Consider the following 26,131-nt stretch of genomic DNA (forward strand, 5'->3'; position numbering starts at 1 on the left):
ATGATTCGTATTGGCCATGGCTTTGATGTACATAAGTTTGGTGGTGAAGGCCCGGTAATTATTGGTGGTGTAAGCATCCCTTACGAGCAAGGTCTTATTGCACACTCAGACGGTGATGTTGCCCTTCATGCGTTGTGTGACGCTCTATTGGGTGCGATTGCTGCGGGTGATATTGGTCGTCATTTCCCTGATACCGATGACGAATGGAAAGGTGCGGATAGCCGTGAGCTACTGAAAGATGTTTACCGTCGAGTAAAAGAACAAGGTTACGTGATTGGTAATGCCGATATTACTATCATGGCGCAAGCTCCAAAGATGGCGCCTCATATAGACTCTATGTGCCAAGCTATTGCTCAAGACCTAGAAACCAGCATTAGCAATGTGAATGTAAAAGCGACGACCACTGAGCGTTTAGGTTTTACAGGTCGCAAAGAGGGCATCGCATGTGAAGCGGTGGTCCTAATTACTAAAAGTGCGTAAGCACCAACACGAAAAGAACAGCATGTCAGATATTTTATCTTCATTGGCTTATCTAAACGGTAAACCAACTGCGAAAGCAAAACTAAAAGCAAAAGCCGAACACTTTGTCGTTAATGAAGACTTGGGTTTTGAGTTTGCTGGTGAAGGCGAGCACCTAATGGTTCGTATTCGTAAAACGGGTGAAAACACGAGCTTCGTAGCAAACGAGCTGGCTAAAGCTTGCGGTGTTAAGTCGAAAGACGTGAGCTGGGCGGGTTTGAAAGACCGCCACGCTGTGACAGAGCAGTGGTTGAGCGTTCACCTACCGAAAGGTGAGCCTGACTTTTCAGGGTTCTTAGCACAATACCCAAGCATTGAAATCTTAGCGACAGCGCGACACAACAAAAAGTTACGTCCAGGCGATTTAGTTGGCAACCAATTTGAGTTGACCTTGTCTGAAGTAACGGATTGCGATGATGTGGTCAAGCGTTTGGAAAAAGTCGCTCAAGTGGGCGTGCCAAACTACTTTGGTGCTCAGCGTTTTGGCAATGAAGGTAACAACCTATCTGAAGCTCGTCGTTGGGGCCGCGATAACGTTCGTACTCGTAACCAGAATAAGCGCAGCTTGTACCTTTCTGCTGCTCGTTCGTGGATTTACAACCTGATCCTTTCAGACCGTATTGAGCAAGATGCGTTTGCATCAGCATTGGTTGGCGATATCGTGGTGAAAGACGGTGCTCAACTGGCAGTAACAGCAGACAACATTGAAGCTGTAAACCAAGACATTGCGAACGGTTTTGCTTTGATAACTGTTGCTTTGGCTGGCGATAATGCCTTACCAACGATTGATGAGTCTCAAGCTCTAGAACAGAAACACCTTGATGCTGAACCGGATCTAATGGCTCTGATTCGTGGTAACCGTATGCGTCATGATCGCCGTGAAGCGTCACTGAAACCAACAGACTTAACTTGGGAAGTGAACGAAGATAATGTCACGCTTAAGTTCTCTCTTGATGCGGGTTGTTTCGCAACAGCGATCGTTCGCGAATTGGTTGAAGAAGTACACGTAGAGAGAACCTACGAGCAATAACGATTCTGCTTGGAGCTGAGTCACTTGATATTGGAATTTAAGTGACTTGGCTTAGCATGGGAACAAAAGAAAGGATACAAGATGAAGATTTTACTCAGCAATGATGATGGTGTGCACGCTCAAGGTATTCATGAGCTGGCAAATGAGCTACGTGATCTTGCTGACGTTATCATTGTTGCCCCTGACCGTAATCGCTCGGGTGCGTCAAATTCATTAACTTTAGAACAGCCTCTGCGTGTTCAAGAGATTACTGAAAATACCTATTCGGTACAAGGAACACCGACCGACTGTGTGCATTTTGCGTTAAACGAACTGCTAAAGAATGACATGCCTGATCTGGTATTAACGGGCATTAATCACGGTGCTAACCTGGGTGATGACGTGCTTTATTCCGGCACGGTGGCTGCAGCAATGGAAGGGCATTTTCTAGGCGTTCAATCGGTAGCGTTTTCTCTGGTGGGAAAAAAACATTTTAAGACAGCGGCAGCGATTGCTCGTCGTATTGTCGAACAACATTTAGCAAACCCAATCCCGACCAACCGCTTGTTGAACGTAAACGTTCCTGATTTAGCCTTAGAACAATTGTCTGGTACTCAGGTGACGCGCTTAGGTGCTCGTCATCACGCTGAAGATATGATCAAGCAAAAAGACCCGCGTGGTCACGATATCTATTGGCTTGGCCCTCCGGGTAAAGAGCAAGATGCCGGTGAAGGTACCGATTTTTACGCGATTGAGCATGGCTTTGTGTCGGTAACACCGTTGCAGGTTGATCTGACGGCGCATGAGTCGTTGGGTGCGATGGCAGCATGGTTAGGGGAGAAGTAAGTGAGTAATCCGCAAGCTGAGCGCTTAGTTACTTTTCTGATTGAAAATGGTATCCGAGACCAAAAGGTTCTTGATGCGATTTACCAACTGCCGAGAGAGAGCTTTTTATCACAGGCGATGTACCATCAAGCTTATGATAATAATGCGCTGCCGATCGGACAGGGGCAAACCATCTCGCAACCATATATTGTTGCTAAAATGACAGAGTTACTTGAGTTACAACAAGATAGCCGCGTTTTGGAGATTGGAACGGGTTCTGGTTACCAAACCGCAGTATTGGCTCAGCTTGTTGATCATGTCTATTCGGTTGAAAGAATAAAGTCGCTACAATGGGATGCTAAGCGTAGGTTGAAGCAACTCGATTTCTACAATATTTCAACTAAGCATGGTGATGGTTGGCAAGGGTGGTCTTCAAAGGCGCCTTTTGATGCGATTATTGTTACCGCTGCTGCAGAGTCGATTCCTCAAGCGCTTCTGCAACAGCTGAAAGATGGTGGTCGTTTACTGATTCCTGTTGGGGATGATGAACAACAACTGTTGAAGATCGTTCGTCACGGCGATGAATTTTTGTCGAGTGTTATCGAAATGGTGAGATTTGTACCTCTTGTTCCTGGTGAACTAGCTTAATAACAAGATTAATGGTGTAGGTGGATAGAGAGTCGATGCGTTCGAAGTTGTTTAAAGGAAGTACTTTACTGCTTAGCTGTGCCCTTGTTGGGTGTGCAGCGAATTCGCCTGCGCCGGTTTCAAGCCTTAACAAGAAATACTCATCGATTGATCGTGGTAGTTATCGCGGCAGTTACTATGAAGTGAAAAAAGGCGATACGCTTTATTTCATCGCTTATGTGACCAATAAAGACGTCAATGACCTCGTCAGCTACAACAAATTGTCTGCGCCTTATACTATCCACCCCGGGCAGAAGCTTAAGTTGTGGCGTCCTAGCTACAATGCGCCAGCGTATGGTAAATCAACGGTAGCGGCAGCAGCAGTTGCTGCGCCTGTCGCGGCATCGACAACGTCATCTGCGGCAAGTAAACCTAAAACCACATCGCAACCGAGCAAAAACTCTAAACCGGCTCCAGCTCAAACTACCACCAAAGTGGTGAAAAAAGATCCACCAAAGAAGGTTGAACAATCCAAATCAAAGGAGTATGTTGGTTCTAAAGGTAAACAGAATGTTACACCGCCCACCAAACCAACAAGTGATAAAGTATCCAAATGGTTATGGCCAACTAAAGGGAGAGTAATCAAGAGTTTCTCTGTAGGCGAACAAGGAAATAAAGGCATAGACATAGCAGGACAGCGAGGTCAGCCAATAGTATCTACTGCAGGGGGAACGGTTGTTTATTCGGGTAATGCACTACGAGGCTACGGCAATCTAGTGATTGTGAAGCACAATGATAATTACTTAAGTGCATACGCGCACAACGACCGACTATTAGTATCTGAAGGGCAAAGTGTGAAACCAGGGCAGAAGATTGCAACAATGGGAAGCTCTGGAGCCAGCAGTGTTAGGCTGCACTTTGAGATTCGTTACCAAGGTAAGTCCGTTAATCCAAAACGATATTTACCTTAAATACAATATGCAAAAATTACGTATTGTATGGAGTGACATAGTCATTTAGCGACATATGAAGTTGTAATGTCATGCTAATTTCGCCAGGGGGAGGCGTTATGAGTATAAGCAATGCAGTAACCAAAGAAGAGTTCGATCTTGACCAAGCAACCACGGAACCGGAAGCTCTTGGAAAAGCAAAACGAACAGTCACTAAGAAAACCGAAGCGAAAGAAGAAGTTGAAGTTACGTCTAAAAGTTTAGATGCCACTCAACTCTACTTAGGCGAAATTGGTTTCTCACCACTACTAACCGCTGAAGAAGAAGTGCTATATGCACGTCGAGCTCTACGCGGTGATGAAGCAGCACGTAAACGCATGATCGAAAGTAACCTGCGTTTAGTGGTAAAAATTTCACGTCGTTATAGCAACCGCGGCCTTGCACTTCTCGATCTAATCGAAGAAGGCAACCTAGGTTTGATTCGCGCCGTAGAGAAGTTTGATCCAGAGCGTGGCTTCCGCTTCTCAACTTACGCGACATGGTGGATTCGTCAAACCATTGAACGTGCGTTAATGAATCAGACTCGCACTATCCGTTTGCCAATCCATGTTGTGAAAGAGCTGAACATCTACCTACGTACTGCAAGAGAGCTATCACAAAAGCTTGACCATGAACCAACGGCAGAAGAAATTGCTTCTAAGCTAGATAAGCCGGTTGGTGATGTGAGCAAGATGCTTCGTCTAAACGAAAGAGTGAGCTCTGTTGATACGCCAATTGGTGGTGACGGTGAGAAAGCGCTGTTGGATATTATTCCAGACATCAATAATTCAGATCCTGAGGTTTCAACTCAAGATAGCGATATCAAGAACTCGTTGATTTTCTGGCTTGATGAGCTGAATCCTAAGCAGAAAGAGGTGCTTGCGCGTCGCTTTGGACTACTGGGTTATGAACCGTCAACATTAGAAGAAGTGGGCCGCGAAATCAGCCTGACTCGTGAACGTGTTCGTCAAATCCAAGTTGAAGGTCTTCGCCGTCTACGTGAGATTCTTATCAAGCAAGGTCTGAATATGGAAAACCTGTTCAACGTAGAAAACGACTAATTGAACGGATGATGCTTCTCTAAATAGAAGACAAATAAAAACGCTGACTTTAAGTCAGCGTTTTTTTGTTTGTGGCTTTGGTATTTCATGCCGTCTAATCAAAATAGCAGTACGGCCATAACAAGCTACTTGGTAAGAAACTAAAGCAGCTTCTTCAAGCGGTAAAGTTCTTCTAATGCTTGGCGAGGAGTTAGATCATCAGGATCAACATTCGCTAGCGCTTGCTCTACTTCACTCGGTTCTGGGATCAGGCTCAGTTGGTTTGCGATATCGACACCGCTTGGCTTCGATGTTGGCGACTCCATACTTAACGCTTCTAACTGAGTCAGCTTCGCACGAGCATTCTTGATCACTGCTTTCGGTACGCCAGCTAAACCTGCAACCGCTAGACCATAAGATTTACTTGCAGCACCTTCTTGAACTGCGTGCATAAAGGCAATGCTATCACCATGCTCAACCGCATCTAAGTGTACGTTTGCTAAAGTTGGAAGTTGGTTAGGTAGTTCAGTTAGCTCAAAGTAGTGCGTTGCAAACAGTGTCATCGCATTGATTTGATTGGCTAGCCACTCTGCACTTGCCCAAGCCAGAGACAGGCCATCGTAAGTACTGGTACCACGACCGATTTCATCCATTAGCACAAGGCTGTTTGGTGTTGCATTGTGCAGGATATTTGCGGTTTCTGTCATCTCAACCATGAAGGTTGAACGGCCAGAAGCCAAATCATCGGATGCGCCAATACGCGTAAAGATACGGTCGATAGAGCCGATGGTTGCGCTTTCTGCAGGAACATAACAACCGATATGAGCCATCAATGCGATGAGTGCCGTTTGGCGCATGTAGGTCGATTTACCACCCATGTTGGGACCCGTGATGATCAGCATCTTACGTTGATCATTCAGGTCGATAGGGTTAGCAATGAAAGGTTCGTCCATCACTTGTTCAACAACAGGGTGACGACCGGCCTGAATTTGTACGCCAGCAGACTCTGTCATGGTTGGACGACAGTAATCAAGGGTATCTGCACGCTCAGCCAAGTTCTGTAGAACATCAAGCTGAGATACTGAAGAGGCGATATTTTGTAGGCGCTCTAGATACGGCAGTAGTAAGTCAAACAACTCTTCCCACAGCTGTTTCTCGATAGCGAGTGCTTTCGACTTAGAGTTAAGTACTTTGTCTTCGTGCTCTTTTAGCTCAGGAATGATGTAACGCTCAGCATTTTTCAGCGTTTGACGACGAACATAGTGTGGCGGCACAAGATGGCTTTGCCCACGGCTTACTTGAATGAAGAAACCATGTACGTTGTTGTAGCCAACTTTTAGCGTGTCGATGCCATGACGTTCACGCTCTTCTTGCTCAAGCTTATCAAGAAATTCAGTTGCGCCTGCTGCAAGGTCGCGCCATTCGTCTAACTCGGCATTGTAGCCTTCTGCAATCACACCACCGTCACGGATAACCACCGGTGGGTTCTCTTTGATTGCACGTTCAAGCAGCTCAGAAACCTCATCCACAGGAGAAGCATATTGAGCAAGTTGAGTTAGGTATGGGTGCTTCAGTTGCGTCAGTGTTTCAGCAAGCTCTGGCAAATATTCCATTGCTTGACGAAGACGCGCCATATCGCGAGGGCGAGCAGAGCGAAGTGCTAATCGAGCGAGAATACGTTCGATATCACCAATCTGTTTTAAGGTTGGCTGTAGTTCTGTGAATAGAGCCAAATCTTTCATTTCACCAATTGCATCTAAGCGCTGATCGAGTGCAGATATATTGCGCATTGGTTGATGTAACCAACGCTTAAGCATACGGCTACCCATTGCTGTCGCAGTGTGATCAAGTACTTCGGCAAGGGTGTTATCAGTACCACCCCCAAGATTTTGCGTGATCTCCAAATTACGACGAGTTGCAGCATCAAGGATCACCGAGTGATCTTGTTTATCCATCGTGAGTGAACGGATATGAGGGAGGGCAGTACGTTGGGTATCTTTCACGTATTGGATCAAACAACCAGCCGCACATAGACCCAGTTTCGCGCTTTCTACGCCAAAGCCAACCAGATCGCGAGTACCAAACTGCTTATTCAATTGCTGCTTAGCGGTGTCTAATTCAAATTCCCATACAGGGCGGCGGCGGTTGCCATTACGGCTTGCCATTAAATCGACGGGTTCGAAATCTTCAGGGAACAGCAGCTCACGCGGAGAGGTTCTTTGTAGCTCAGCGGCCATCGCTTCTTCTGTTTCTGGCTCGCAAAGTTGGAATCGGCCAGAGGTAATATCAAGTGTCGCATAACCGAATTTACCGTTGTGGTGATAAATGGCTGCAATTAGGTTATCAACGCGTTCAGAAAGCAAGGCTTCGTCGGTTACGGTACCCGGTGTCACGATACGCACTACTGCGCGCTCAACAGGGCCTTTTGAAAGTGCTGGATTACCAATCTGTTCACAAATTGCTACGGACTCACCAAGTTGCACTAACTTTGCAAGGTATCCTTCAACCGCATGGTATGGAACACCTGCCATCGGAATCGGTTCACCATTTGATGAGCCACGCTTAGTCAGTGAAATATCGAGGAGTTGAGAGGCTTTTTTAGCGTCATCGTAGAAAAGCTCGTAGAAATCGCCCATGCGGTAGAACAGCAGAATTTCTGGGTTTTCTGCTTTCAGTTTTAGATACTGCTGCATCATGGGAGTATGTTTTTGATCGGCTTTCACAGTTAACTTCTTTCGTTTATTTCTATTGCGGCTTAGGATACGTGAAAGCGTTTCGTGCGAAAAGCGGCTGATGCGAAAAGATGCGAATCCAAATGATATGACAGTAAATAAAGGGAAGCAGATGGTGCAGATGACTCAAGACCTTAGTGAGCAGCTTGGACATTTACTCGCTAAACACAAACACGTGTTAGTGACGGCTGAATCTTGCACTGGCGGAGGTGTCGCGAGTGCAGTCACCGATATTGCGGGCAGCTCTGGATGGTTTGATCGCGCTTTTGTTACGTACAGCAATGAAGCCAAACAAGAGATGATCGGTGTACAGCTTAAAACCTTAATGGAGTTCGGCGCCGTGAGTGAGCCTGTCGTAATAGAAATGGCGAGCGGGGCATTGCAACATTCAAACGGGACGATCTCTGTATCAATCAGTGGCATCGCTGGCCCAGGTGGCGCGACCGAAGATAAGCCTGTTGGTACAGTATGCTTCGCGTGGAAAGCGCTAAATGGCTGGGATAAAGTAGAAACGCATGTATTTACAGGCGACAGATCACAAGTACGCCAACAAGCCACGCACCATGCCCTGCAAGTTATTTATGATTACCTATCAATGGAAGGTAAGTAACATTTGTACAAATTATTTTCATACAGGTATAGACACTGTATGAATCAACAGTATAATGAAAGCCAATTAGTCACCCCTATGTGGGTTAGAAATAGATTCTAGATCGCTTGTTGAGACAACCGATTATGTGGAGATAGAAATGGACGAGAATAAACAAAAAGCGTTAGCCGCAGCCCTTGGTCAGATTGAAAAGCAATTTGGTAAAGGTTCTATCATGCGTCTTGGTGATAACCGCACAATGGACGTAGAAACTATTTCTACAGGTTCTCTATCTCTAGATATCGCACTAGGTGCTGGTGGCCTACCGATGGGACGTATCGTAGAAGTTTACGGTCCAGAATCATCAGGTAAAACAACGCTAACGCTTGAGCTTATTGCTGCAGCACAGAAAGTGGGAAAGACGTGTGCATTCGTTGATGCGGAGCACGCACTAGACCCTATCTACGCTCAAAAGCTTGGTGTTGATATCGATGCACTTCTTGTTTCTCAACCAGATACTGGTGAGCAAGCGCTGGAAATCTGTGATGCACTGGCTCGTTCAGGTGCAATCGACGTTCTTGTTATTGACTCAGTAGCAGCCCTAACACCAAAAGCAGAAATCGAAGGCGAAATGGGCGACAGCCACATGGGTCTTCAGGCTCGTATGCTTTCTCAAGCAATGCGTAAGCTGACGGGTAACCTTAAGCAGTCTAACTGTATGGCTATCTTCATTAACCAAATTCGTATGAAAATTGGTGTGATGTTCGGTAACCCAGAAACAACAACAGGTGGTAACGCACTTAAGTTCTACGCATCTGTTCGTCTTGATATTCGCCGTACTGGTGCGATTAAAGATGGTGATGAAGTTGTTGGTAACGAAACTCGTATCAAGGTCGTTAAGAACAAGATTGCTGCACCATTCAAACAAGCTGAGACTCAAATCCTTTACGGTAAAGGCTTCAACCGCGAAGGTGAGCTTATCGACTTAGGTGTTAAGAATAAGCTAGTAGAAAAAGCAGGCGCTTGGTACAGCTACAAAGGCGATAAGATCGGCCAAGGTAAAGCTAACGCTGGTAAATACCTACGTGAAAACCCAGAAGTTGCTCTAGAGATCGATACTAAACTTCGTGAGTTACTACTGACTCCTGCTGTTCTTGAAGAGAAAGACGTAGAGAAAGAAGAAGAAAACGAAGAGCTATAAGCTCACGTTTTATAGAGTGGATGTTTGAAAGAAGCATCCGCTTTGAAAGAATTTAAAGCCTCGCATATTTTATGCGGGGCTTTTTTATTGGATCTGCTCCGTCGAGCATGTCTTTGGTCAAATCTCTCTCGTTGACTGAGTTTCTTCGGTACTAGGTCGTCAATTTAGTTCTGCTTTTCCACGGCAAGATATAGTGGAATATTCTTCATTTTATCGAATTCCCACTAAAATCCTGCCCAAGGGTGTCTTTTCTACAAGAAAACTAGTCGAAGCCTTAACCATGATCTACAATACGGCAAAATTCTAACTCGACTATTTTCAGGAAGAGCTGCATGTACATGAGCACTGATGAGGTTCGCAACGCGTTCCTTAAGTTCTTTGAGAGCAAAGAACACCAAATCGTAGACAGTTCATCGTTAGTTCCACATAACGATCCAACCCTGCTATTTACTAACGCAGGTATGAATCAATTCAAAGATTGCTTCTTAGGCGCCGAAAAGCGTGCCTACACTCGAGCAACTACGGCTCAGCGTTGTGTACGTGCGGGTGGTAAACACAATGACCTTGAAAACGTAGGTTTCACGGCTCGTCACCACACGTTCTTCGAAATGCTAGGCAACTTCAGCTTTGGCGACTACTTCAAAGAAGAAGCGATTGGATTTGCTTGGGAATTCCTGACTGAAACTCTTCAACTGCCAAAAGACCGCCTGCTGGTAACGGTATACGAGACAGATGATGAAGCATTCGATATCTGGAACAAGAAAGTAGGTGTTCCTGCTGACCGTATCGTTCGCATTGGCGACAAAGAAGGCGGTAAACAGTTCGAGTCTGATAACTTCTGGACGATGGGTGACACAGGTCCTTGTGGTCCATGTACTGAAATCTTCTACGATCACGGTGAGCACATCTGGGGCGGCCGTCCTGGTACACCTGAAGAAGATGGTGACCGTTTCATCGAGATCTGGAACAACGTATTCATGCAGTTCAACCGTCACGCTGACGGCACAATGGAACCGCTACCTAAGCCTGCTGTAGATACAGGTATGGGTATTGAGCGTATTTCTGCAATCATGCAGGGCGTTCACTCTAACTACGAAATTGATGTATTCCAAAAGCTAATCAAAGCGACTGCGGAAGTTGTTGGTCATGACGATCTATCTAACCAATCGCTACGCGTTATTGCTGACCACATCCGTTCTTGTTCATTCCTAATTGCTGACGGTGTTATGCCTTCAAACGAAGGTCGTGGCTACGTTCTACGTCGTATTATTCGTCGTGCAGTTCGTCACGGTAACAAGCTTGGCGCACAAGGCGTGTTCTTCCACAAACTTGTGGGTGTGCTGGCTGAAGTGATGGGCTCTGCGGCAGATGAACTTAAGAAACAGCAAGAGCTTGTTGAAAAAGTACTTCGCATTGAGGAAGAGAACTTTGGTCGTACTCTAGAGCGCGGCATGGTTATTCTTAATGACGCACTAGATGCACTTGAAGGCAAAGAGCTTGACGGCGAAACAGTTTTCAAACTTTACGATACATACGGCTTCCCAGCTGACCTTACTAACGATGTAGCTCGCGAACGCGATTTTACTATCGATGAAGAAGGCTTTGAGAAGGCGATGGAAGCACAGCGTAAGCGTGCACGTGAAGCAGGCCAATTCGGCACGGATTACAACGCGACAATCAAAGTAGACACCAACACTGAGTTCTGTGGTTACACAGCAACTGAAGGTGCTGGTGAAATCTCTGCGCTATTCGTTGACGGCGAAGAGGTTGCTTCACTATCGGCTGGCGACAAAGCAATCATCATCCTTGAAGAGACACCATTCTACGCTGAGTCAGGCGGTCAATGTGGTGATGCTGGTACACTAAAAACAGCGTCGGGTCTTTTCAAAGTACAAGACACTCAGAAGCTAGGTAACGCATTTGCGCACCACGGTGAGCTAGTTGAAGGTGTATTTGCTAAGGGCGATAAAGTAGAAGCAACGGTTGACGCTGAGCGTCGAGCTGCTATCTCACTAAACCACTCTGCCACTCACTTACTTCACTCTGCATTGCGCGAAGTGCTAGGTGAGCACGTTGCTCAGAAAGGTTCTTTAGTTAAGCCAGACAACCTACGTTTTGACTTCTCTAACCTTGAAGCGGTAACACCAGCACAGATTAAAGAAGTAGAGCGTCTAGTTAACGCACAAGTTCGTAAGAACCATGTGATTGAAACGAACATCATGGACATCGAGTCAGCGAAAGAAAAAGGTGCAATGGCACTGTTTGGCGAGAAGTACGATGATGAAGTTCGCGTTCTATCTATGGGCGACTTCTCTACTGAACTTTGTGGTGGTATCCACGCTTCAAACACAGGTGATATCGGCCTATTCAAGATCACTTCTGAAGGTGGTATTGCTGCGGGTATTCGTCGTATTGAAGCGGTAACAGGTGAAGCTGCACTAGATGCAGTAGAAGCTCAAGCTAACGCTTACGAAGAGAAACTGGCTGAGTCAGCTAAGAAAGCGAAATCGCTAGAGAAAGAAATCCAACTGCTTAAAGAAAAGATGGCTGCTGCAGAAAGCGCAAACATCATGGGCAAAGTAGAAGACATCTCTGGTACTAAAGTTTTGGTTGCTGCAATTGAAGGCGCAGACAACAAGAACCTACGTACTATGGTTGATAACGCTAAAAACCAAGTAGGTAGCGGCATCATCCTGATCGCGAACGTAGCAGACGGTAAAGTTGGCTTGATTGCTGGTGTAACCAAAGACCTAATCGGCAAAGTAAAAGCGGGTGATCTCGTCAAGATGGTTGCTGAGCAAGTTGGCGGTAAAGGCGGCGGTCGTCCAGATATGGCTCAAGCGGGCGGTACAGACGTTGCAGCACTGCCAGAAGCGCTTAAATCTGTGCGTACTTGGCTAGAAGAGCGTCTTTAAGCTTAAGTAATTGATACAAAGATGCCCAATCAGTTGATTGGGCATCTTTTATTTTGCCTATTGGAAGTGTGTTTAAACAAGGTTTGATTGAGATTAACCAAGAAGTCTAATGGTGGCGTTAGACTCCTTGGTTAATTTTTTATTGCTTCGCCCTGACGCGGAGTATGTGTTTTTTTGTCATATATAGACATTGGTCTTGGGAAGGTGAGGACGGGTGAAAATGCCTCTTATCGTGCAGAAATTTGGTGGAACGTCGGTGGGTTCAATTGAACGAATCCATCATGTAGCAGAAAAAATCATTGAAGCGAAAAATGAAGGGAACCAGATCGTGGTTGTCGTTTCTGCTATGTCTGGTGAAACAAATCGGTTAGTTAATTTAGCCACGCAAGTTGATAGCGTACCAAACGCTAGAGAACTGGATGTGTTGTTAACGGCTGGCGAGCAAGTTTCCATGGCCTTGTTAGCAATGACGTTACACAAGTTAGGTTATGAAGCGACATCGATGACTGGCTATCAAGCCAAGATACACACGGATTCTAATCATAATAATGCGGCGATTGAGCGTATTGATACTGCTCCGATTCAAGCTCTGCTAGATGACAACCAGATTGTTATTGTTGCAGGCTTTCAAGGATTCAATGCGAAAGGTGATATCACGACATTAGGCCGCGGTGGTTCAGATACTACAGCGGTCGCGCTTGCAGGTGCCTTGCAGGCGAAAGAATGCCAGATCTATACTGATGTAGATGGTGTTTACTCTTGTGACCCTAGAGTCGTAAAACAATCTCAGAAATTAGATACTTTAGACTTTCCTTCTATGGAAGAGATGGCTCGCCGAGGCGCTAAGGTATTGCACCTTCCTTGTGTTCAGTATGCATGGCAGCACAACGTGTCATTGCGAGTGCTTTCAAGCTTTGAACAAGGCGAGGGCACATTGATCGCGGGTAATCAGTGTTTGAATGATATTGCTGGCATCGCCATCCAAAGAGATATGGTGCGTATCGAGTGTTTGAATGAAGATTTACCGTCTTTCATTTCACATTGCCAACTGTTGGGGATCGAAGTCTGTAGTGTGATCGAGGAAACAGAACGGGCAGCACTCATTATTAAACAAGACATAAGTGCCAAATTAAAACTAGTTTTTGCTGAGAAAATCCGTAATAGTGAACAGGTTAGTTTGTTAACTGTGGTAGGAAGCCGAACACAAGAAATTGTGGTCAGTTCACATGGATTGTTGTCTGAAGGCGAAATTGATGTACAGCATCACTTATTGCAGCAGCAGTCTTTAACTTTGGTGATATCACCAACGCAAGTCGATATGGCTGCTAACATATTACACAATGCATACATCGTAGCGCGTGAAACACAGGGTTATCCTAAAAAAGAAGTGCATTTTGGTTAAATAAACTCAATCGATAGTTTACGAAAATATAACTTTTGTTGGATAATGCTCTCGTAGCTAGATAAATTTAGAGATTACTCAAGGAGCAAAGAATGCTAATTTTGACTCGCCGCGTTGGCGAAACACTGATGATTGGTGATGAAGTAACAGTTACTGTACTAGGCGTTAAAGGTAACCAAGTACGTATCGGTGTTAACGCACCTAAAGAAGTATCTGTTCACCGTGAAGAGATCTACATGCGCATTCAAGCTGAAAAAGGTAATGGTAACGTTGCATCTGGCAACTACTAATACTTTTGCGTAGAGAAGAGGCTAGCATTGTTGCTAGCCTTTTTTGATCTTGGGGAACCGAAACACTGATTGGGACATAGATGGGTTGGATAACGGATCGGTCTCAAAGTGGTGAAGTGAATGCTTTGTGATGCTGCGAGATACAGACAAGGTTGAACAGAACTGTTGCTCTGTATTTTGTTTGGCAAAACTCAAGATTTATTCGCTTCCCCTATGGCGAAAATACGCATCCCGTAGTATTGTGCCATCAGCGGTAGCACTTGCTGCTGGAGAAATTAGATAATTGTTTTCGGCTGTTTATTATTGCCAATCTTTCACCTTAATTTTTAAGGGAAAAAGCGCGATTTGAATCTTATAAGTTCAATTTGCAAGCGCTTTGATTAAATAGCAAACGGTTGAGTGTTTTTGTCCAATTTTTTTCAATAAAGTGTTTGACATATTTTCGGTAAAACGTAATATGTGCCTCCGCAAGACGGTGAGGTGGCCGAGAGGCCGAAGGCGCTCCCCTGCTAAGGGAGTATGTGGTTTGTAGCTGCATCGAGGGTTCGAATCCCTCCCTCACCGCCATTCATTACAGGCCGATGGCCTTTTTTTTTCTTCGTAGCAAGAAGAATGTGATATATTTCACAACTTCATTCTTAATGAATGAACACCGTGCGTCCTTAGCTCAGCTGGATAGAGTACCTGGCTACGAACCAGGCGGTCGGAGGTTCGAATCCTCCAGGACGCGCCACTATTTAAGGGTTTATTTCTTTTAAGAATGAAAGTCCTTGTATTGACTAAGTTGATACTAAAACCGTGCGCTCTTAGCTCAGCTGGATAGAGTACCTGGCTACGAACCAGGCGGTCGGAGGTTCGAATCCTCCAGAGCGCGCCACTATTTAGGGTTTAGTTCTTATAAGAATGTGAATCCTGATATTGATAAATCGTTCGTCGAGAATTAATATCAAAAACCGTGCGTCCTTAGCTCAGCTGGATAGAGTACCTGGCTACGAACCAGGCGGTCGGAGGTTCGAATCCTCCAGGACGCGCCACTATTTAGGGCTTCTTTCTTATAAGAACAGAAATCCTTGTATTGAGTTGTTGTTGTTTACAACGAATTGATACTAAAACCGTGCGCTCTTAGCTCAGCTGGATAGAGTACCTGGCTACGAACCAGGCGGTCGGAGGTTCGAATCCTCCAGAGCGCGCCACTATTTAGGGTTTCTTTTATGAACCCCTGATATTGGGAATACCGATATCGAAAACTGCGCGTCCTTAGCTCAGCTGGATAGAGTACCTGGCTACGAACCAGGCGGTCGGAGGTTCGAATCCTCCAGGACGCGCCACTCTTTAGGGTTTCCTTGTGAACTCCTGATATTGGAAATACTGATATCGAAAACCGTGCGTCCTTAGCTCAGCTGGATAGAGTACCTGGCTACGAACCAGGCGGTCGGAGGTTCGAATCCTCCAGGACGCGCCACTATTTAGGGCTTTTTTCTTATAAGAATGAAATCCTTATATTGATCTCTTGTTAGTAACAATGAATTGATATTAAAACCGTGCGCTCTTAGCTCAGCTGGATAGAGTACCTGGCTACGAACCAGGCGGTCGGAGGTTCGAATCCTCCAGAGCGCGCCACATTATTAGAAAAAGCCTCGTTTATACGAGGCTTTTTTTATGTCTGCTGCAAATTTGTTGCGACAATGTTAAATTTGTTCGTTGTTTAACTTGTTGTATTTAAAGTAGTTCTTGATTGCTTCTTTGTTATTCCACCTTTCTCATATCAATTCCCAGAAAAGCCCCGTTTAAGTCACAGTTTAAATATCTAAAAATGACGTATTTGACAGATTTATGTGATCTGATAGGCGAATAATTAACCTTATGTGTGCGTTATCCGTAACAGAACCTTAAACAAAATTGACAAACTTTTACCAATCGAGATAATCCATGGGTCGGGATCACTATTCGCTGAAATCCTGTACGTATGTCAGGATGACGAAGAAAGGAAGCAACATGACTAATATTGGAAGCCTGCTAGGAGATGCGGCGACTCTAATGATAACGGGGATGTCCGTTGTCTTTATTTTCCTAACTATTCTAGTTTACCTCGTTCGGTTGATGTCAAAACTGGTACCAGAAGAAGTACCAGAGCCGATCGCAGCACCTAAAAAAATTCAAAAATCACAATCAAACCCTTCAGCTGTTAGTCCACAGGTAGTGGCTGCAATTTCGGCCGCGGTTCATCAATACCGTGCGTCTACTGCTAAGTAGTATTTAAAGGATTAAAAAGGAGTTTATGAGCATGTCTAAACCACTAGCTATCACAGATGTGGTACTTCGTGACGCGCACCAGTCACTATTTGCTACTCGTATGCGTATCGAAGATATGCTGCCAATTGCGGCAGAACTGGATAAAGTCGGTTACTGGTCACTTGAGACTTGGGGCGGCGCGACGTTTGATTCGTGTATCCGTTTTCTTGGCGAGGATCCATGGGAGCGTTTGCGTGAGCTGAAAAAAGCGATGCCAAACACACCAATGCAGATGCTACTGCGTGGTCAAAACCTATTGGGCTACCGTCACTACGCGGATGATGTAGTAGAAAAATTTGTTGAACGTGCCCATAAAAACGGCATGGACGTATTCCGTATCTTTGATGCGATGAATGACGTGCGTAACTTTGAAAAAGCAGTGAAAGCAACGATCGACGTTGGTGGCCACGCTCAAGGTACGTTGTCTTACACAACCAGTCCGGTCCACAATTCAGATACTTGGGTTGATTTGGCTAAGCGCCTAGAGGACCTAGGTTGTCACTCACTATGTATCAAAGATATGTCCGGTTTATTAAAGCCGTATGAAGCAGAAGAGCTGATTACACGTATCAAAGCATCGTGTGACGTTCCTCTAGCACTGCATAGCCACGCGACAACTGGTCTATCGACTGCAACAGCGGTTAAAGCCGTTGAAGCGGGTATCGACATTCTAGATACCGCTATTTCTTCAATGAGCTGTACTTACGGTCATACGCCAACCGAAACGGTTGTTGCGATGTTAGAAGGTACAGAGCGCGACACGAATCTTAAACTAGACCAAATCGAACCCATCGCGGCTTACTTCCGTGATGTACGTAAAAAGTACGCGAAATGGGAAGGTCAGCTAAAAGGTGTCGATTCTCGCATCTTAATCGCTCAAGTTCCTGGCGGAATGTTAACTAACATGGAAGGCCAGCTTAAAGAGCAAGGCGCCGCCGATCGCATGGATGAAGTTCTAGAAGAGATCCCACGCGTACGTAAAGAGCTTGGTTACATTCCTTTAGTAACACCAACTTCTCAGATTGTCGGTACTCAAGCGGTTATTAACGTCTTAACCGGTGAGCGCTATAAGAGCATCACGAAAGAGACTGCTGGTCTACTGAAAGGTGAATACGGTCAAGCTCCTGCTGAAGTGGATGCTGAACTGCAAGCGAAAGTTCTAGACGGTGCAGAGCCGATTACTTGTCGTCCTGCTGATTTACTTAAGTCTGAAATGGATACGTTAACGACGGATCTGTTAGAGAAAGCGAAATCAGAGGGTATCTCTCTAGCTGAAGATACGGTTGATGATGTACTGACTTACGCGCTCTTCCCACAAGTGGGTCTTAAGTTCCTTAAGAACCGTCGTAATCCTGAAGCATTTGAACCTGCACCAACGCTAGAAGTTGCGGCTCCAGTTGCTGCAGCTCCTGTACAAGCTTCTGGTGGTATTGAAAGCTACAGCGTGAAGGTTGATGGTCAAGTTTACGATGTTGAAGTTGGCCCACAAGGTGAACTGACATCGGTGGCGCCATCTGCAAAACCTGCTCAGGCTGCACCAGTAGCAGCGTCTGACGCTGAAGCGGTTCCAGCTCCATTGGCGGGTAACATCTTTAAAGTAAACGTTCAGGCGGGTACTGAGGTTTCTGAAGGCGACGTTCTACTAATCCTAGAAGCGATGAAGATGGAAACGGAAGTTCGTGCTGCTCGTGGTGGTATCGTTCAAGAATTGAATGTTAAAGAAGGCGATGCAGTTACTGTAGGCGCTCCACTACTAAGCTTAGCGTAAGGGAGTACCATGGAAGGATTGATGACCTTATGGTCTGAAACAGGGATTGCGAACTTTGAGTTCGGCCAGATCTGTATGATGCTGGTTGGTTGCTTACTGTTGTTTTTGGCAATTCGTAAAGGATTTGAACCGTTACTTCTACTGCCTATTGGTTTTGGTGCTGTATTAGCAAACATTCCAAATGCTGGGTTTACTGATCCAGGTGGTTTGCTCTACTACGTCTACTACATTGGTATTGAGACAGGTATTTTCCCACTGCTGATCTTTATGGGTGTTGGTGCGATGACGGACTTCGGTGCGTTGATTGCGAACCCTAAAACGTTGTGGCTAGGGGCTGCGGCTCAGTTTGGTATCTTCGCGACGCTATTTGGCGCGATCTTGCTGAACTACGTTCCAGGAATGGAGTTCTCGATGGCCGATGCTTCGTCAATTGCGATCATTGGTGGTGCCGATGGCCCAACTGCGATCTTCTTGGCAAGCAAGTTATCTCCGGATCTTTTAGGTGCCATTGCAGTAGCGGCTTATAGCTACATGGCTTTGGTTCCTATCATTCAGCCACCAATCATGAAAGCGTTAACGTCTCCTGAAGAGCGCAAAATTAAGATGGCTCAACTTCGTCACGTTAGCAAAGCCGAGAAGATTCTTTTCCCGCTTGCTGTACTACTGATGACGATTTTGTTCCTACCTTCAGCAACACCTCTAGTTGGTATGTTCTGTTTGGGTAACTTAATGCGTGAAGCGGGTGTGGTTGATCGCCTTTCAAAAACAGCTCAAAACGAACTGATTAACGTTGTAACTATTTTCCTAGGTCTAGGGGTTGGTTCTAAGCTTCAAGCGGATACGTTCTTGAACTTAGAAACACTGGGTATTCTAGGTTTAGGTGCGGTCGCGTTCAGTATCGGTACGGCGGGTGGTGTATTGATGGCTAAGGTGTTGAACCGATTCTCGAAAGAGGACATCAACCCACTGATTGGCGCAGCTGGCGTATCGGCGGTTCCAATGGCGGCACGTGTTGTGAACAAGGTTGGTCTTGAGGCAAACCCTCAGAACTTCTTATTGATGCATGCAATGGGTCCGAACGTAGCCGGTGTACTTGGTAGTGCGGTTGCGGCGGGCATTCTATTAGCTCTCGTGGGCTAGTGGATTTGCTGGGTCATGTATCGTTACGTTAATTGGTCGTCAATTTACGAATGAGCGGTTAACTTAGCCTTATTAAATGGTTTATAGTCAAAGGGATGCTTTCGCATCCCTTTCTTTTTATTAATTAGGGTGCTTGCTCACTAGGGCTTTTATCAATCAAGGAAATGTGGAATGGAAAATAAACAGATTGCGATTACTCAATTCGGCGGCGTCGAAAACCTAAGTATTCAAACCAGTGCGATCCCTGAGCCTAAGGCTGGAGAAGTGGTGGTTAAAGTTTCCTTTTCAGGCATTAATCCGATTGATGTCAAAACCCGAGCGGGTCTTGGTTGGGCGGCAGCACAAAACAAAGATAACCTGCCTTGGGTGCCTGGCTACGATATTTCAGGGCAAATTGTCTCGCTAGGCGAACAGGCTGAACGCTTTACTGTTGGTGATAACGTAGCTGGCTTTATTGGTTTTCCACTGCAAGGTGGCGGTTACAGCCAATATGTGTGTGTTCCAGAAGCTGCATTAAGTATGGTTCCTGATTCTGTCACTCTAGAAGCGGCAGCTGCATTACCACTCGCGAGTCAAACAGCGGCACAAGCGCTCAACAAAGCCGAAGTGAAAGAAGGCGACCGCGTGCTTATCTTGGCGGGCGCGGGCGGCGTTGGTCACCTTGCGGTTCAAATTGCAGTGGCAGCAAAAGCAGAGGTTTACACAACCTGCAGCGAAGCCAACCTTGATTACCTTGCGACGCTAGGTGCTCACGCGATTAACTATAAGTTTGCACCAGCATCAGAAAGAGTATCTGATGTCGATGTGTTGATTGACTTGGTCGGCGGCGATACCGCGCTTGATGCATTGAAGTGCCTAAAAGATGACGCGCGAGTCGTGACTGTGCCGACTCTATCTGCAGAACTTATCTGCGAAAAAGCCACACTATTAGGTTTTACTGCATCAGGCATGCTGGTTGAACCAAGCCCTGAGCAAATGGACACTATGCTTTACATGGTCAGTGTCGGATTACTCAAAACAGAAATTCAAGGTATCTACCAATTAGACGAGGCGCAGTCGGCGCACCTGCAGGTTGAAACCGGACACACCAGAGGCAAGGTGCTACTTAAAATGCAAGAAAGTTGATAGGCAGTGTTAGAATTTTTTAACTCCCTTTTTGAAAATATCGCGCTGTGGTTCTCGGACTCGGCGCTGTGGGTACTCTTCATTAGTGGCTTCTTGAGTGCCACGTTACTCCCCGGTGGTTCAGAAGCTAGCCTTGTGGCTGCATTGAGCTTAGATCAGTTTTCAACCTCATCGATCATTCTAGTGGCGACATTAGGCAATACCTTAGGCGGCCTGACTAACTATTGGATTGGTTTGTGGTTGCCTAATCGAACTCAATCTGAAAAGCATGGTCATAAGGCTATGGCTTGGCTGAGTCGCTATGGCTACTGGACACTGTTATTTAGTTGGTTACCGATCATTGGTGACCCTTTGTGTCTCGCTGCGGGTTGGCTAAGAATGAAATTCATCCCTAGCGTTATTTTGATAGCGATTGGCAAAGCCGCTCGCTATAGCTTACTTGCTGCTATCTACTTCGGTTTTTTCTAAGGAGAACCTATGAAAAAGGTTTTACTTGGTACATTTTCTCTTATCGCCATTGCTGGCTGTTCTTACAATGTACCTAGCTCAACGCCCTTCTTTTCCTCGTTACCTGAAGGTGTCACTCTGTTAGAAGAGGTTAAGCCCTCTAAAGATAAAGTAGTGATTCCTTACACCAAGTATCAGCTTGAAAACGGTCTGACAGTTATTCTTTCCCCTGATGATTCCGATCCGTTGGTGCATGTTGATGTAACTTATCACGTCGGTTCAGCACGTGAAGAGATAGGCAAGTCGGGATTTGCTCACTTCTTTGAGCACATGATGTTCCAGGGTTCAGAGAACGTTGGTGACCAACAGCACTTTAAGATCATTACCGAAGCGGGTGGCTCGTTAAACGGCACGACCAACCGTGACCGCACCAACTATTTTGAAACTGTTCCTTCTAACCAACTTGAGAAAATGTTGTGGTTAGAATCAGACCGAATGGGCTTCTTGTTGGATGCTGTTTCTCAGAAGAAATTTGAGGTTCAAAGAGGCACGGTCAAGAACGAGCGAGCGCAGAGCTACGAAAATCGTCCTTACGGCTTGATGTGGGAACGCATGGGCGAAGCGCTTTACCCTGAAGGTCACCCTTACTCTTGGCAACCAATCGGCTATGTTGAAGATCTTGACCGTGTTGACGTGAATGATCTTAAAGCGTTCTTCCTGCGTTGGTACGGCCCAAACAATGCCGTGTTAACGATTGGTGGTGATATCGACGTTGATGACACGCTAGAATGGGTTAACAAGTACTTTGGTTCAATTCCTCAAGGCCCTGAAGTGAAGGCGGCAGAGAAGCAACCTGCTGTTCTAACAGAAGATAAATACATCACCTTAGAAGACAATATTCGTCAGCCGATGGTGCTGGTGGGGTGGCCAACAACGTATCGCGGTGAAGAGACGCAAGCTTCACTGAATGCATTGTCTAACGTGTTAGGTTCAGGTACCAACAGTTACCTATATCAAAACCTCGTAAAAACGCAGAAGGCCGTCAGCGCTGGCTCTTTCCATGATTGTGCTGAGTTGGCGTGTACCATGTACGTGTATGCAATGGGCAACTCAGGTGAAAAAGGCGATTTGACGGTTCTCAATAAAGAGCTGATGGATACCCTGGAGCAATTCTCGAAAGAGGGCGTTGAGCAAGAGCGTTTAGACCAGATCACTGGCATGGCCGAAGCGAATGCTGTTTTTGCATTGCAAAGCGTTAAAGGTAAGGTGTCGCAACTCGCGTCGAACCAAACCTTCTATGGTCAGCCTGATCGCATTGAATCACAACTCGATCAAATCCGAGCGGTGACGCCTGAGAGCGTGAGCAAGGCATACCAAGATTTCATCGAAGGTAAGCACAAGGTTACCTTGAGTGTGGTTCCTAAGAAAAAGCTCGATTTGGCGGTTCGTGAAGCGACCTTTACCACGCCACCACGTACGTTGCCGGAATACAGCAAGGTGACGGAAGATCAACTGGATTTCAGAAAGGCACCGGATACCTTTGATCGCAGTGTGATGCCAGAAGTGAACTTTGGTGTTGAGGCGACCATGCCTGAGTTGTACCGCATGCACTTTGCAAATGGCACTGACTTAATTGGTACCGTGACCAGTGAAACGCCGACAGTACAGCTGCAAATTCAATTGCCTGCAGGCGAACGCTATGTTCGCAAAGGGCAAGAAGGCCTAGCGAACCTAACGGCTTCGATGATGGAAGAAGGCTCAACTAAACGAACCGTTGAAGAGTTACAAGCGACCTTAGATAAACTTGGTAGCAGCGTGAGCATTAGTGCGGGCAGCTACACCACAGATATTTCAGTCTCGACGCTAGAGAAAAACTTGCCTCAAACCTTAGCGATTGTGCAAGAGGTTCTATTCGATCCTAAGTTCGATGAGCAAGATTTTGAGCGCGTTAAGAAACAGATGCTAGAAGGCGTTGTGTATCAGCATCAGCAGCCAAGTTGGATGGCTTCTCAAGCAACCCGTGAAGTGCTGTTTGGTGACACTGTTTTTGCTCGTGCAAGTGATGGTACTAAGGAATCTCTATCGAAATTGACCTTAGACGATGTGAAAAAATTCTATGCGCAACATTACACACCAGAAGGTGCCAATATTGTTGTTGTGGGAGACATCTCGAAGAAAGAGGTAGGGAAACAGCTACAATTCTTTGAAGAGTGGCAAGGCGATGCGGCACCATTAACGCGTCCACAGATCGTCAAAGAGCTTTCTGGTCAGCACCTGTACTTAGTTGATAAACCGGGTGCGCCGCAAAGCATTGTTCGCTTGGTTCGTAAAGGCCTGCCGTTTGATGCAACGGGTGAATTGTATTTGAGCCAGTTAGCTAACTTTAATTTAGCGGGCAACTTCAATAGTCGTATCAACCAAAACCTACGTGAAGACAAAGCCTACACTTACGGTGCAAGCGGTTACTTCGCAAGTACTCGTGAAACTGGCGCAGTGGTATTTAGCGCGCAGGTAAGGGCGAATGCGACGGTTCCATCGATTCAAGAGTTTATTAATGAGCTGAATGAGTTTAGCCAAAGTGGATTAACTGACGAAGAGGTGAAATTTATGCGCCTTGCCGTCGGTCAACAAGATGCACTTAAATACGAAACGCCAAGTCAAAAGGCGGGGTTGTTGAGTAATATTGTTGCATTGAGCCTTGATGAAGATTACCTACAACAGCGTAATCAGATAGTTGAAACGGTTTCAAAAGAGACCTTAAACGAGCTATCTAAGAAATGGTTTGACCCGAATGATTATCAAATAATCGTTGTTGGTGACGCGACTTCGCTTCGCCCGCAATTAGAAAAGTTAGATATTCCAATAGAAGAGCTTGAAATCATTCGTTAGAGTACACATTAAAGGGGGAGGGAAGAGACTCTACTTTTCTCCTCCAACCTAATTTATGATAGTTCTAATCAGAACAATATAAGATAAGTGAACTGAATTTTGACTGATTTTGCTGCGCGACTAAAGCAAGTTGCAACCAACCCTAAGACCTTCTCTCAATTTGGTCGTGGTGTTGAAAGGGAAACATTACGCTACACGGAAGATGGGCACCTTGCTACTGGGCCGCACCCTGAGGCTTTGGGATCTGCGTTGATGAACGAATGGGTAACGACCGATTTCTCTGAGTCGCTACTGGAATTTATCACGCCTGTTTCTAACGACGTTCCGACGCTTTTGAATCAGTTGTCTGATATCCACCACTTCACGCAAACCAAGTTAGACGGCGAAAAACTATGGCCGCTTTCTATGCCTTGTTACGTTGGCAGTGAAGATTACATTCAGCTAGCGCAATACGGCACCTCGAATAACGGTAAGATGAAGACCCTATATCGTGAAGGCCTAAAACGTCGTTACGGTAGCCTGATGCAGATTATCTCTGGTGTTCACTTCAACTTCTCTTTCCCAGAAAGCTTTTGGGATAGCCTGTTTGGAGAGCAAACTGAAGAAGCGCGTTGTGAATCTAAGTCAGATGCTTACTTCGGTTTGATTCGTAACTACTACCGCTTTGGTTGGTTAATCCCATACTTCTTCGGTGCTTCACCTGCGCTATGTTCTTCTTTCATCAAAGGAAGAGAAACAAACCTACCTTTTGAAAAGGTTGGTGAGACATTGTATCTGCCAAAAGCAACGGCACTGCGCCTGAGCGACCTTGGCTACACGAACAGTGCGCAAAGTGTATTGAAGATTGGCTTCAACAGCCTGGGTCAGTACCTTGAAGGTTTGAATCAAGCGATTCGTACGCCATCAGAAGAATTCGCCGAAATTGGCACTAAGGTTGATGGTGAATACCGTCAGCTAAATAGCAACGTACTGCAAATTGAGAATGAGCTTTACGCTCCAATCCGTCCTAAGCGTGTGGCGAAAAGTGGTGAGAAGCCATCTGAAGCGTTGGCTCGCGGCGGTGTTGAGTACATCGAGGTGCGTTCTCTCGATGTAAACCCATTCAGCTCAATCGGTATCACCGAACAGCAAGTTCGCTTCTTGGATCTATTCCTAACGTGGAGTGTACTAACAGACTCTGCTGAGATGGATAACTGCGAACTTGAGTGCTGGCGCGACAACTGGAACAAGGTGATCTTAGAAGGTCGTCAAGCTGGTCTAGAGCTGCAAATTGGTTGTCATGGCGAGCGCTTGTCTCTGCAAGATTGGGCGAAGCGTGTATTTAAAGATCTACGCTCTATTGCCGAAATGATGGACGCAGAACAAGGCGGTCGTGCATACCAAGAAACATGCGATACGCTTGAGGCTTGGATTGATAACCCTGAGCTAACTATTTCTGGCCAGTTGCTAGAAGAGACCAAAAAATTGGGCGGCTTAGGTAAAGTGGGTTGCGCGTTAGGTAAAACGTACGCTCAGCAACACAAAGCTCATCAATACAAAGTATATTCAGCTGAGTTGATGGAAGCAGAAGTTCAACGTTCTGTGATTGCTCAGCAACAAAGTGAAGAAGCAAGCACTCAAGATTTTGATAGCTTCTTAGCGGATTATTTTTCGTATTTAAAAGCATAGCGAGACTTTGGTGGAAAGGAAGCAAGCCTTATTAGGTCAGCCTACTCGAGTGAGTAGTAAATGGTTACCTGTAGTGACTGTTGGTGTTGTCTCTAGCCTGTTGGTTGGATGTGCAACGCCACCGCCAAAGCAGCAAGATAATTTGTGTAGCATCTTTCGAGAGCACCCTTCATGGTATGAAGATGCCTTGGATATGCAAGAAGAATGGGGAACGCCGATTAACGTTGCGATGGCTTTTGTGAAACAAGAGAGTAGCTATCGTCATGATGCGCGCCCACCTAAAGATTACATTCTTGGCTTTATACCGTGGGGGCGTGTAAGCAGTGCCTACGGTTATGCACAAGCTCAAGATCCTGCTTGGGAAGACTTCCAAAAGGCGACCAATAACGGTGGTTCAAGAACCAACTTTGATGATGCATTGATGTTCATCGGTTGGTATACCAGCGAGACGCGTCGTCAATTGGGCATCTCACTATGGGACCCATATAACCAATACCTGGCTTATCATGAAGGCCGTGGTGGTTATAAGCGTAAGTCATACAACAGCAAGCCATCGCTAATTAAGGTGGCGCGCAAAGTCGAACAGCAAGCAAAAGATTATGGATGGCAGCTGAAACAGTGCCGCAAAGAACTAGAAGACAATCGAAGCTGGTTTTTCTAAAGC

20 protein-coding genes and 8 tRNA genes are annotated in these 26,131 nt (G+C 45.8%); 27 read left to right on the forward strand and 1 reads right to left on the reverse strand.

Annotation, left to right across the window (positions count from 1 at the left end; all coding sequences use genetic code 11):
* From ispF to rpoS, 6 genes are all read left to right on the forward strand, one after another.
* The gene (gene ispF, locus AB4154_RS18220; protein WP_004739053.1) at positions 1–480 is read left to right on the forward strand and encodes a 2-C-methyl-D-erythritol 2,4-cyclodiphosphate synthase; all 480 of its coding nucleotides are present in this window, start codon (positions 1–3) and stop codon (positions 478–480) included.
* A gap of 22 nt (positions 481–502) precedes the next feature.
* Positions 503–1,549 (forward strand): tRNA pseudouridine(13) synthase TruD, encoded by a 1,047-nt coding sequence (truD, locus tag AB4154_RS18225; protein WP_372123748.1) that lies wholly within the window; start codon positions 503–505, stop codon positions 1,547–1,549.
* An 81-nt stretch (positions 1,550–1,630) separates the two neighbouring features.
* Positions 1,631–2,374 (forward strand): 5'/3'-nucleotidase SurE, encoded by a 744-nt coding sequence (surE, locus tag AB4154_RS18230; protein WP_372123751.1) that lies wholly within the window; start codon positions 1,631–1,633, stop codon positions 2,372–2,374.
* The gene (locus tag AB4154_RS18235) at positions 2,375–3,001 is read left to right on the forward strand and encodes a protein-L-isoaspartate(D-aspartate) O-methyltransferase (protein WP_017633213.1); all 627 of its coding nucleotides are present in this window, start codon (positions 2,375–2,377) and stop codon (positions 2,999–3,001) included.
* Positions 3,002–3,036: 35 nt separating this feature from the next.
* A complete protein-coding gene (gene nlpD / locus AB4154_RS18240; protein ID WP_229648155.1) occupies positions 3,037–3,951 on the forward strand; it encodes a murein hydrolase activator NlpD in 915 nt (304 codons plus the stop codon).
* A 98-nt stretch (positions 3,952–4,049) separates the two neighbouring features.
* A complete protein-coding gene (rpoS, locus tag AB4154_RS18245; protein WP_017059027.1) occupies positions 4,050–5,030 on the forward strand; it encodes an RNA polymerase sigma factor RpoS in 981 nt (326 codons plus the stop codon).
* Positions 5,031–5,170: 140 nt separating this feature from the next.
* Here the strand turns inward: rpoS and mutS are convergent, their stop codons facing one another.
* Positions 5,171–7,732, reverse strand: coding sequence for a DNA mismatch repair protein MutS (mutS, locus tag AB4154_RS18250; protein ID WP_017059026.1), 2,562 nt, complete (start codon positions 7,730–7,732; stop codon positions 5,171–5,173).
* 121 nt (positions 7,733–7,853) lie between these two features.
* Between mutS and pncC the strand changes: the two genes are divergently transcribed.
* From pncC to AB4154_RS18355, 21 genes are all read left to right on the forward strand, one after another.
* Positions 7,854–8,351 carry a nicotinamide-nucleotide amidase gene (gene pncC / locus AB4154_RS18255; RefSeq protein WP_372123817.1) on the forward strand — a complete coding sequence of 166 codons (498 nt, stop codon included), beginning with the start codon at positions 7,854–7,856 and terminating at the stop codon, positions 8,349–8,351.
* A gap of 139 nt (positions 8,352–8,490) precedes the next feature.
* On the forward strand, positions 8,491–9,531 hold the full coding sequence (recA, locus tag AB4154_RS18260) for a recombinase RecA (protein ID WP_017056586.1): 1,041 nt from the start codon (positions 8,491–8,493) through the stop codon (positions 9,529–9,531).
* 332 nt (positions 9,532–9,863) lie between these two features.
* Entirely contained in the window at positions 9,864–12,446 is a 2,583-nt protein-coding gene (gene alaS / locus AB4154_RS18265) for an alanine--tRNA ligase (RefSeq protein ID WP_017063223.1), read from the forward strand.
* A gap of 220 nt (positions 12,447–12,666) precedes the next feature.
* A complete protein-coding gene (locus AB4154_RS18270) occupies positions 12,667–13,848 on the forward strand; it encodes an aspartate kinase (RefSeq protein ID WP_017063224.1) in 1,182 nt (393 codons plus the stop codon).
* Between the two features lie 92 nt (positions 13,849–13,940).
* The gene (gene csrA, locus AB4154_RS18275) at positions 13,941–14,138 is read left to right on the forward strand and encodes a carbon storage regulator CsrA (protein WP_004415691.1); all 198 of its coding nucleotides are present in this window, start codon (positions 13,941–13,943) and stop codon (positions 14,136–14,138) included.
* Positions 14,139–14,612: 474 nt separating this feature from the next.
* Positions 14,613–14,705, forward strand: a tRNA-Ser gene (locus tag AB4154_RS18280).
* Between the two features lie 89 nt (positions 14,706–14,794).
* Positions 14,795–14,871, forward strand: a tRNA-Arg gene (locus tag AB4154_RS18285).
* Positions 14,872–14,938: 67 nt separating this feature from the next.
* Positions 14,939–15,015, forward strand: a tRNA-Arg gene (locus AB4154_RS18290).
* 80 nt (positions 15,016–15,095) lie between these two features.
* Positions 15,096–15,172 (forward strand) — tRNA-Arg (locus tag AB4154_RS18295).
* Positions 15,173–15,254: 82 nt separating this feature from the next.
* Positions 15,255–15,331 (forward strand) — tRNA-Arg (locus AB4154_RS18300).
* A gap of 58 nt (positions 15,332–15,389) precedes the next feature.
* Positions 15,390–15,466 (forward strand) — tRNA-Arg (locus tag AB4154_RS18305).
* 57 nt (positions 15,467–15,523) lie between these two features.
* Positions 15,524–15,600 (forward strand) — tRNA-Arg (locus AB4154_RS18310).
* Positions 15,601–15,681: 81 nt separating this feature from the next.
* Positions 15,682–15,758 (forward strand) — tRNA-Arg (locus AB4154_RS18315).
* 375 nt (positions 15,759–16,133) lie between these two features.
* The gene (locus AB4154_RS18320) at positions 16,134–16,391 is read left to right on the forward strand and encodes an oxaloacetate decarboxylase subunit gamma (protein ID WP_004741884.1); all 258 of its coding nucleotides are present in this window, start codon (positions 16,134–16,136) and stop codon (positions 16,389–16,391) included.
* Between the two features lie 31 nt (positions 16,392–16,422).
* Complete coding sequence (oadA, locus tag AB4154_RS18325) at positions 16,423–18,198, forward strand: sodium-extruding oxaloacetate decarboxylase subunit alpha (RefSeq protein ID WP_017059560.1); 1,776 nt, start codon at positions 16,423–16,425, stop codon at positions 18,196–18,198.
* A gap of 9 nt (positions 18,199–18,207) precedes the next feature.
* Positions 18,208–19,338, forward strand: a complete 1,131-nt coding sequence (locus AB4154_RS18330) for a sodium ion-translocating decarboxylase subunit beta (protein WP_019825842.1) — start codon at positions 18,208–18,210, stop codon at positions 19,336–19,338.
* 171 nt (positions 19,339–19,509) lie between these two features.
* Positions 19,510–20,463 (forward strand): NADP-dependent oxidoreductase, encoded by a 954-nt coding sequence (locus AB4154_RS18335; RefSeq protein WP_102319878.1) that lies wholly within the window; start codon positions 19,510–19,512, stop codon positions 20,461–20,463.
* Between the two features lie 6 nt (positions 20,464–20,469).
* Positions 20,470–20,931: a YqaA family protein gene (locus AB4154_RS18340; RefSeq protein ID WP_017059555.1), complete on the forward strand. Its 462-nt coding sequence runs from the start codon at positions 20,470–20,472 to the stop codon at positions 20,929–20,931.
* A gap of 9 nt (positions 20,932–20,940) precedes the next feature.
* Positions 20,941–23,799: a pitrilysin family protein gene (locus AB4154_RS18345; protein ID WP_017063228.1), complete on the forward strand. Its 2,859-nt coding sequence runs from the start codon at positions 20,941–20,943 to the stop codon at positions 23,797–23,799.
* 99 nt (positions 23,800–23,898) lie between these two features.
* Positions 23,899–25,467, forward strand: coding sequence for a glutamate--cysteine ligase (gene gshA, locus AB4154_RS18350; RefSeq protein ID WP_017068871.1), 1,569 nt, complete (start codon positions 23,899–23,901; stop codon positions 25,465–25,467).
* A 10-nt stretch (positions 25,468–25,477) separates the two neighbouring features.
* Positions 25,478–26,128, forward strand: a complete 651-nt coding sequence (locus AB4154_RS18355; protein WP_017629422.1) for a hypothetical protein — start codon at positions 25,478–25,480, stop codon at positions 26,126–26,128.
* The last annotated feature ends 3 nt before the right edge of the window (positions 26,129–26,131 follow it).

The organism is Vibrio sp. 10N.286.51.B11, assembly GCF_041469245.1.
Lineage (GTDB): Bacteria > Pseudomonadota > Gammaproteobacteria > Enterobacterales > Vibrionaceae > Vibrio > Vibrio crassostreae_C.

Coding starts and splice junctions, on each gene's coding strand:
- ispF (WP_004739053.1), top strand. CDS start 1: ATGATTCGTATTGGCCATGGCTTTGATGTACATAAGTTTGGTGGTGAA.
- truD (WP_372123748.1), top strand. CDS start 503: ATGTCAGATATTTTATCTTCATTGGCTTATCTAAACGGTAAACCAACT.
- surE (WP_372123751.1), top strand. CDS start 1,631: ATGAAGATTTTACTCAGCAATGATGATGGTGTGCACGCTCAAGGTATT.
- nlpD (WP_229648155.1), top strand. CDS start 3,037: ATGCGTTCGAAGTTGTTTAAAGGAAGTACTTTACTGCTTAGCTGTGCC.
- rpoS (WP_017059027.1), top strand. CDS start 4,050: ATGAGTATAAGCAATGCAGTAACCAAAGAAGAGTTCGATCTTGACCAA.
- pncC (WP_372123817.1), top strand. CDS start 7,854: ATGGTGCAGATGACTCAAGACCTTAGTGAGCAGCTTGGACATTTACTC.
- recA (WP_017056586.1), top strand. CDS start 8,491: ATGGACGAGAATAAACAAAAAGCGTTAGCCGCAGCCCTTGGTCAGATT.
- alaS (WP_017063223.1), top strand. CDS start 9,864: ATGTACATGAGCACTGATGAGGTTCGCAACGCGTTCCTTAAGTTCTTT.
- AB4154_RS18270 (WP_017063224.1), top strand. CDS start 12,667: ATGCCTCTTATCGTGCAGAAATTTGGTGGAACGTCGGTGGGTTCAATT.
- csrA (WP_004415691.1), top strand. CDS start 13,941: ATGCTAATTTTGACTCGCCGCGTTGGCGAAACACTGATGATTGGTGAT.
- AB4154_RS18320 (WP_004741884.1), top strand. CDS start 16,134: ATGACTAATATTGGAAGCCTGCTAGGAGATGCGGCGACTCTAATGATA.
- oadA (WP_017059560.1), top strand. CDS start 16,423: ATGTCTAAACCACTAGCTATCACAGATGTGGTACTTCGTGACGCGCAC.
- AB4154_RS18330 (WP_019825842.1), top strand. CDS start 18,208: ATGGAAGGATTGATGACCTTATGGTCTGAAACAGGGATTGCGAACTTT.
- AB4154_RS18335 (WP_102319878.1), top strand. CDS start 19,510: ATGGAAAATAAACAGATTGCGATTACTCAATTCGGCGGCGTCGAAAAC.
- AB4154_RS18345 (WP_017063228.1), top strand. CDS start 20,941: ATGAAAAAGGTTTTACTTGGTACATTTTCTCTTATCGCCATTGCTGGC.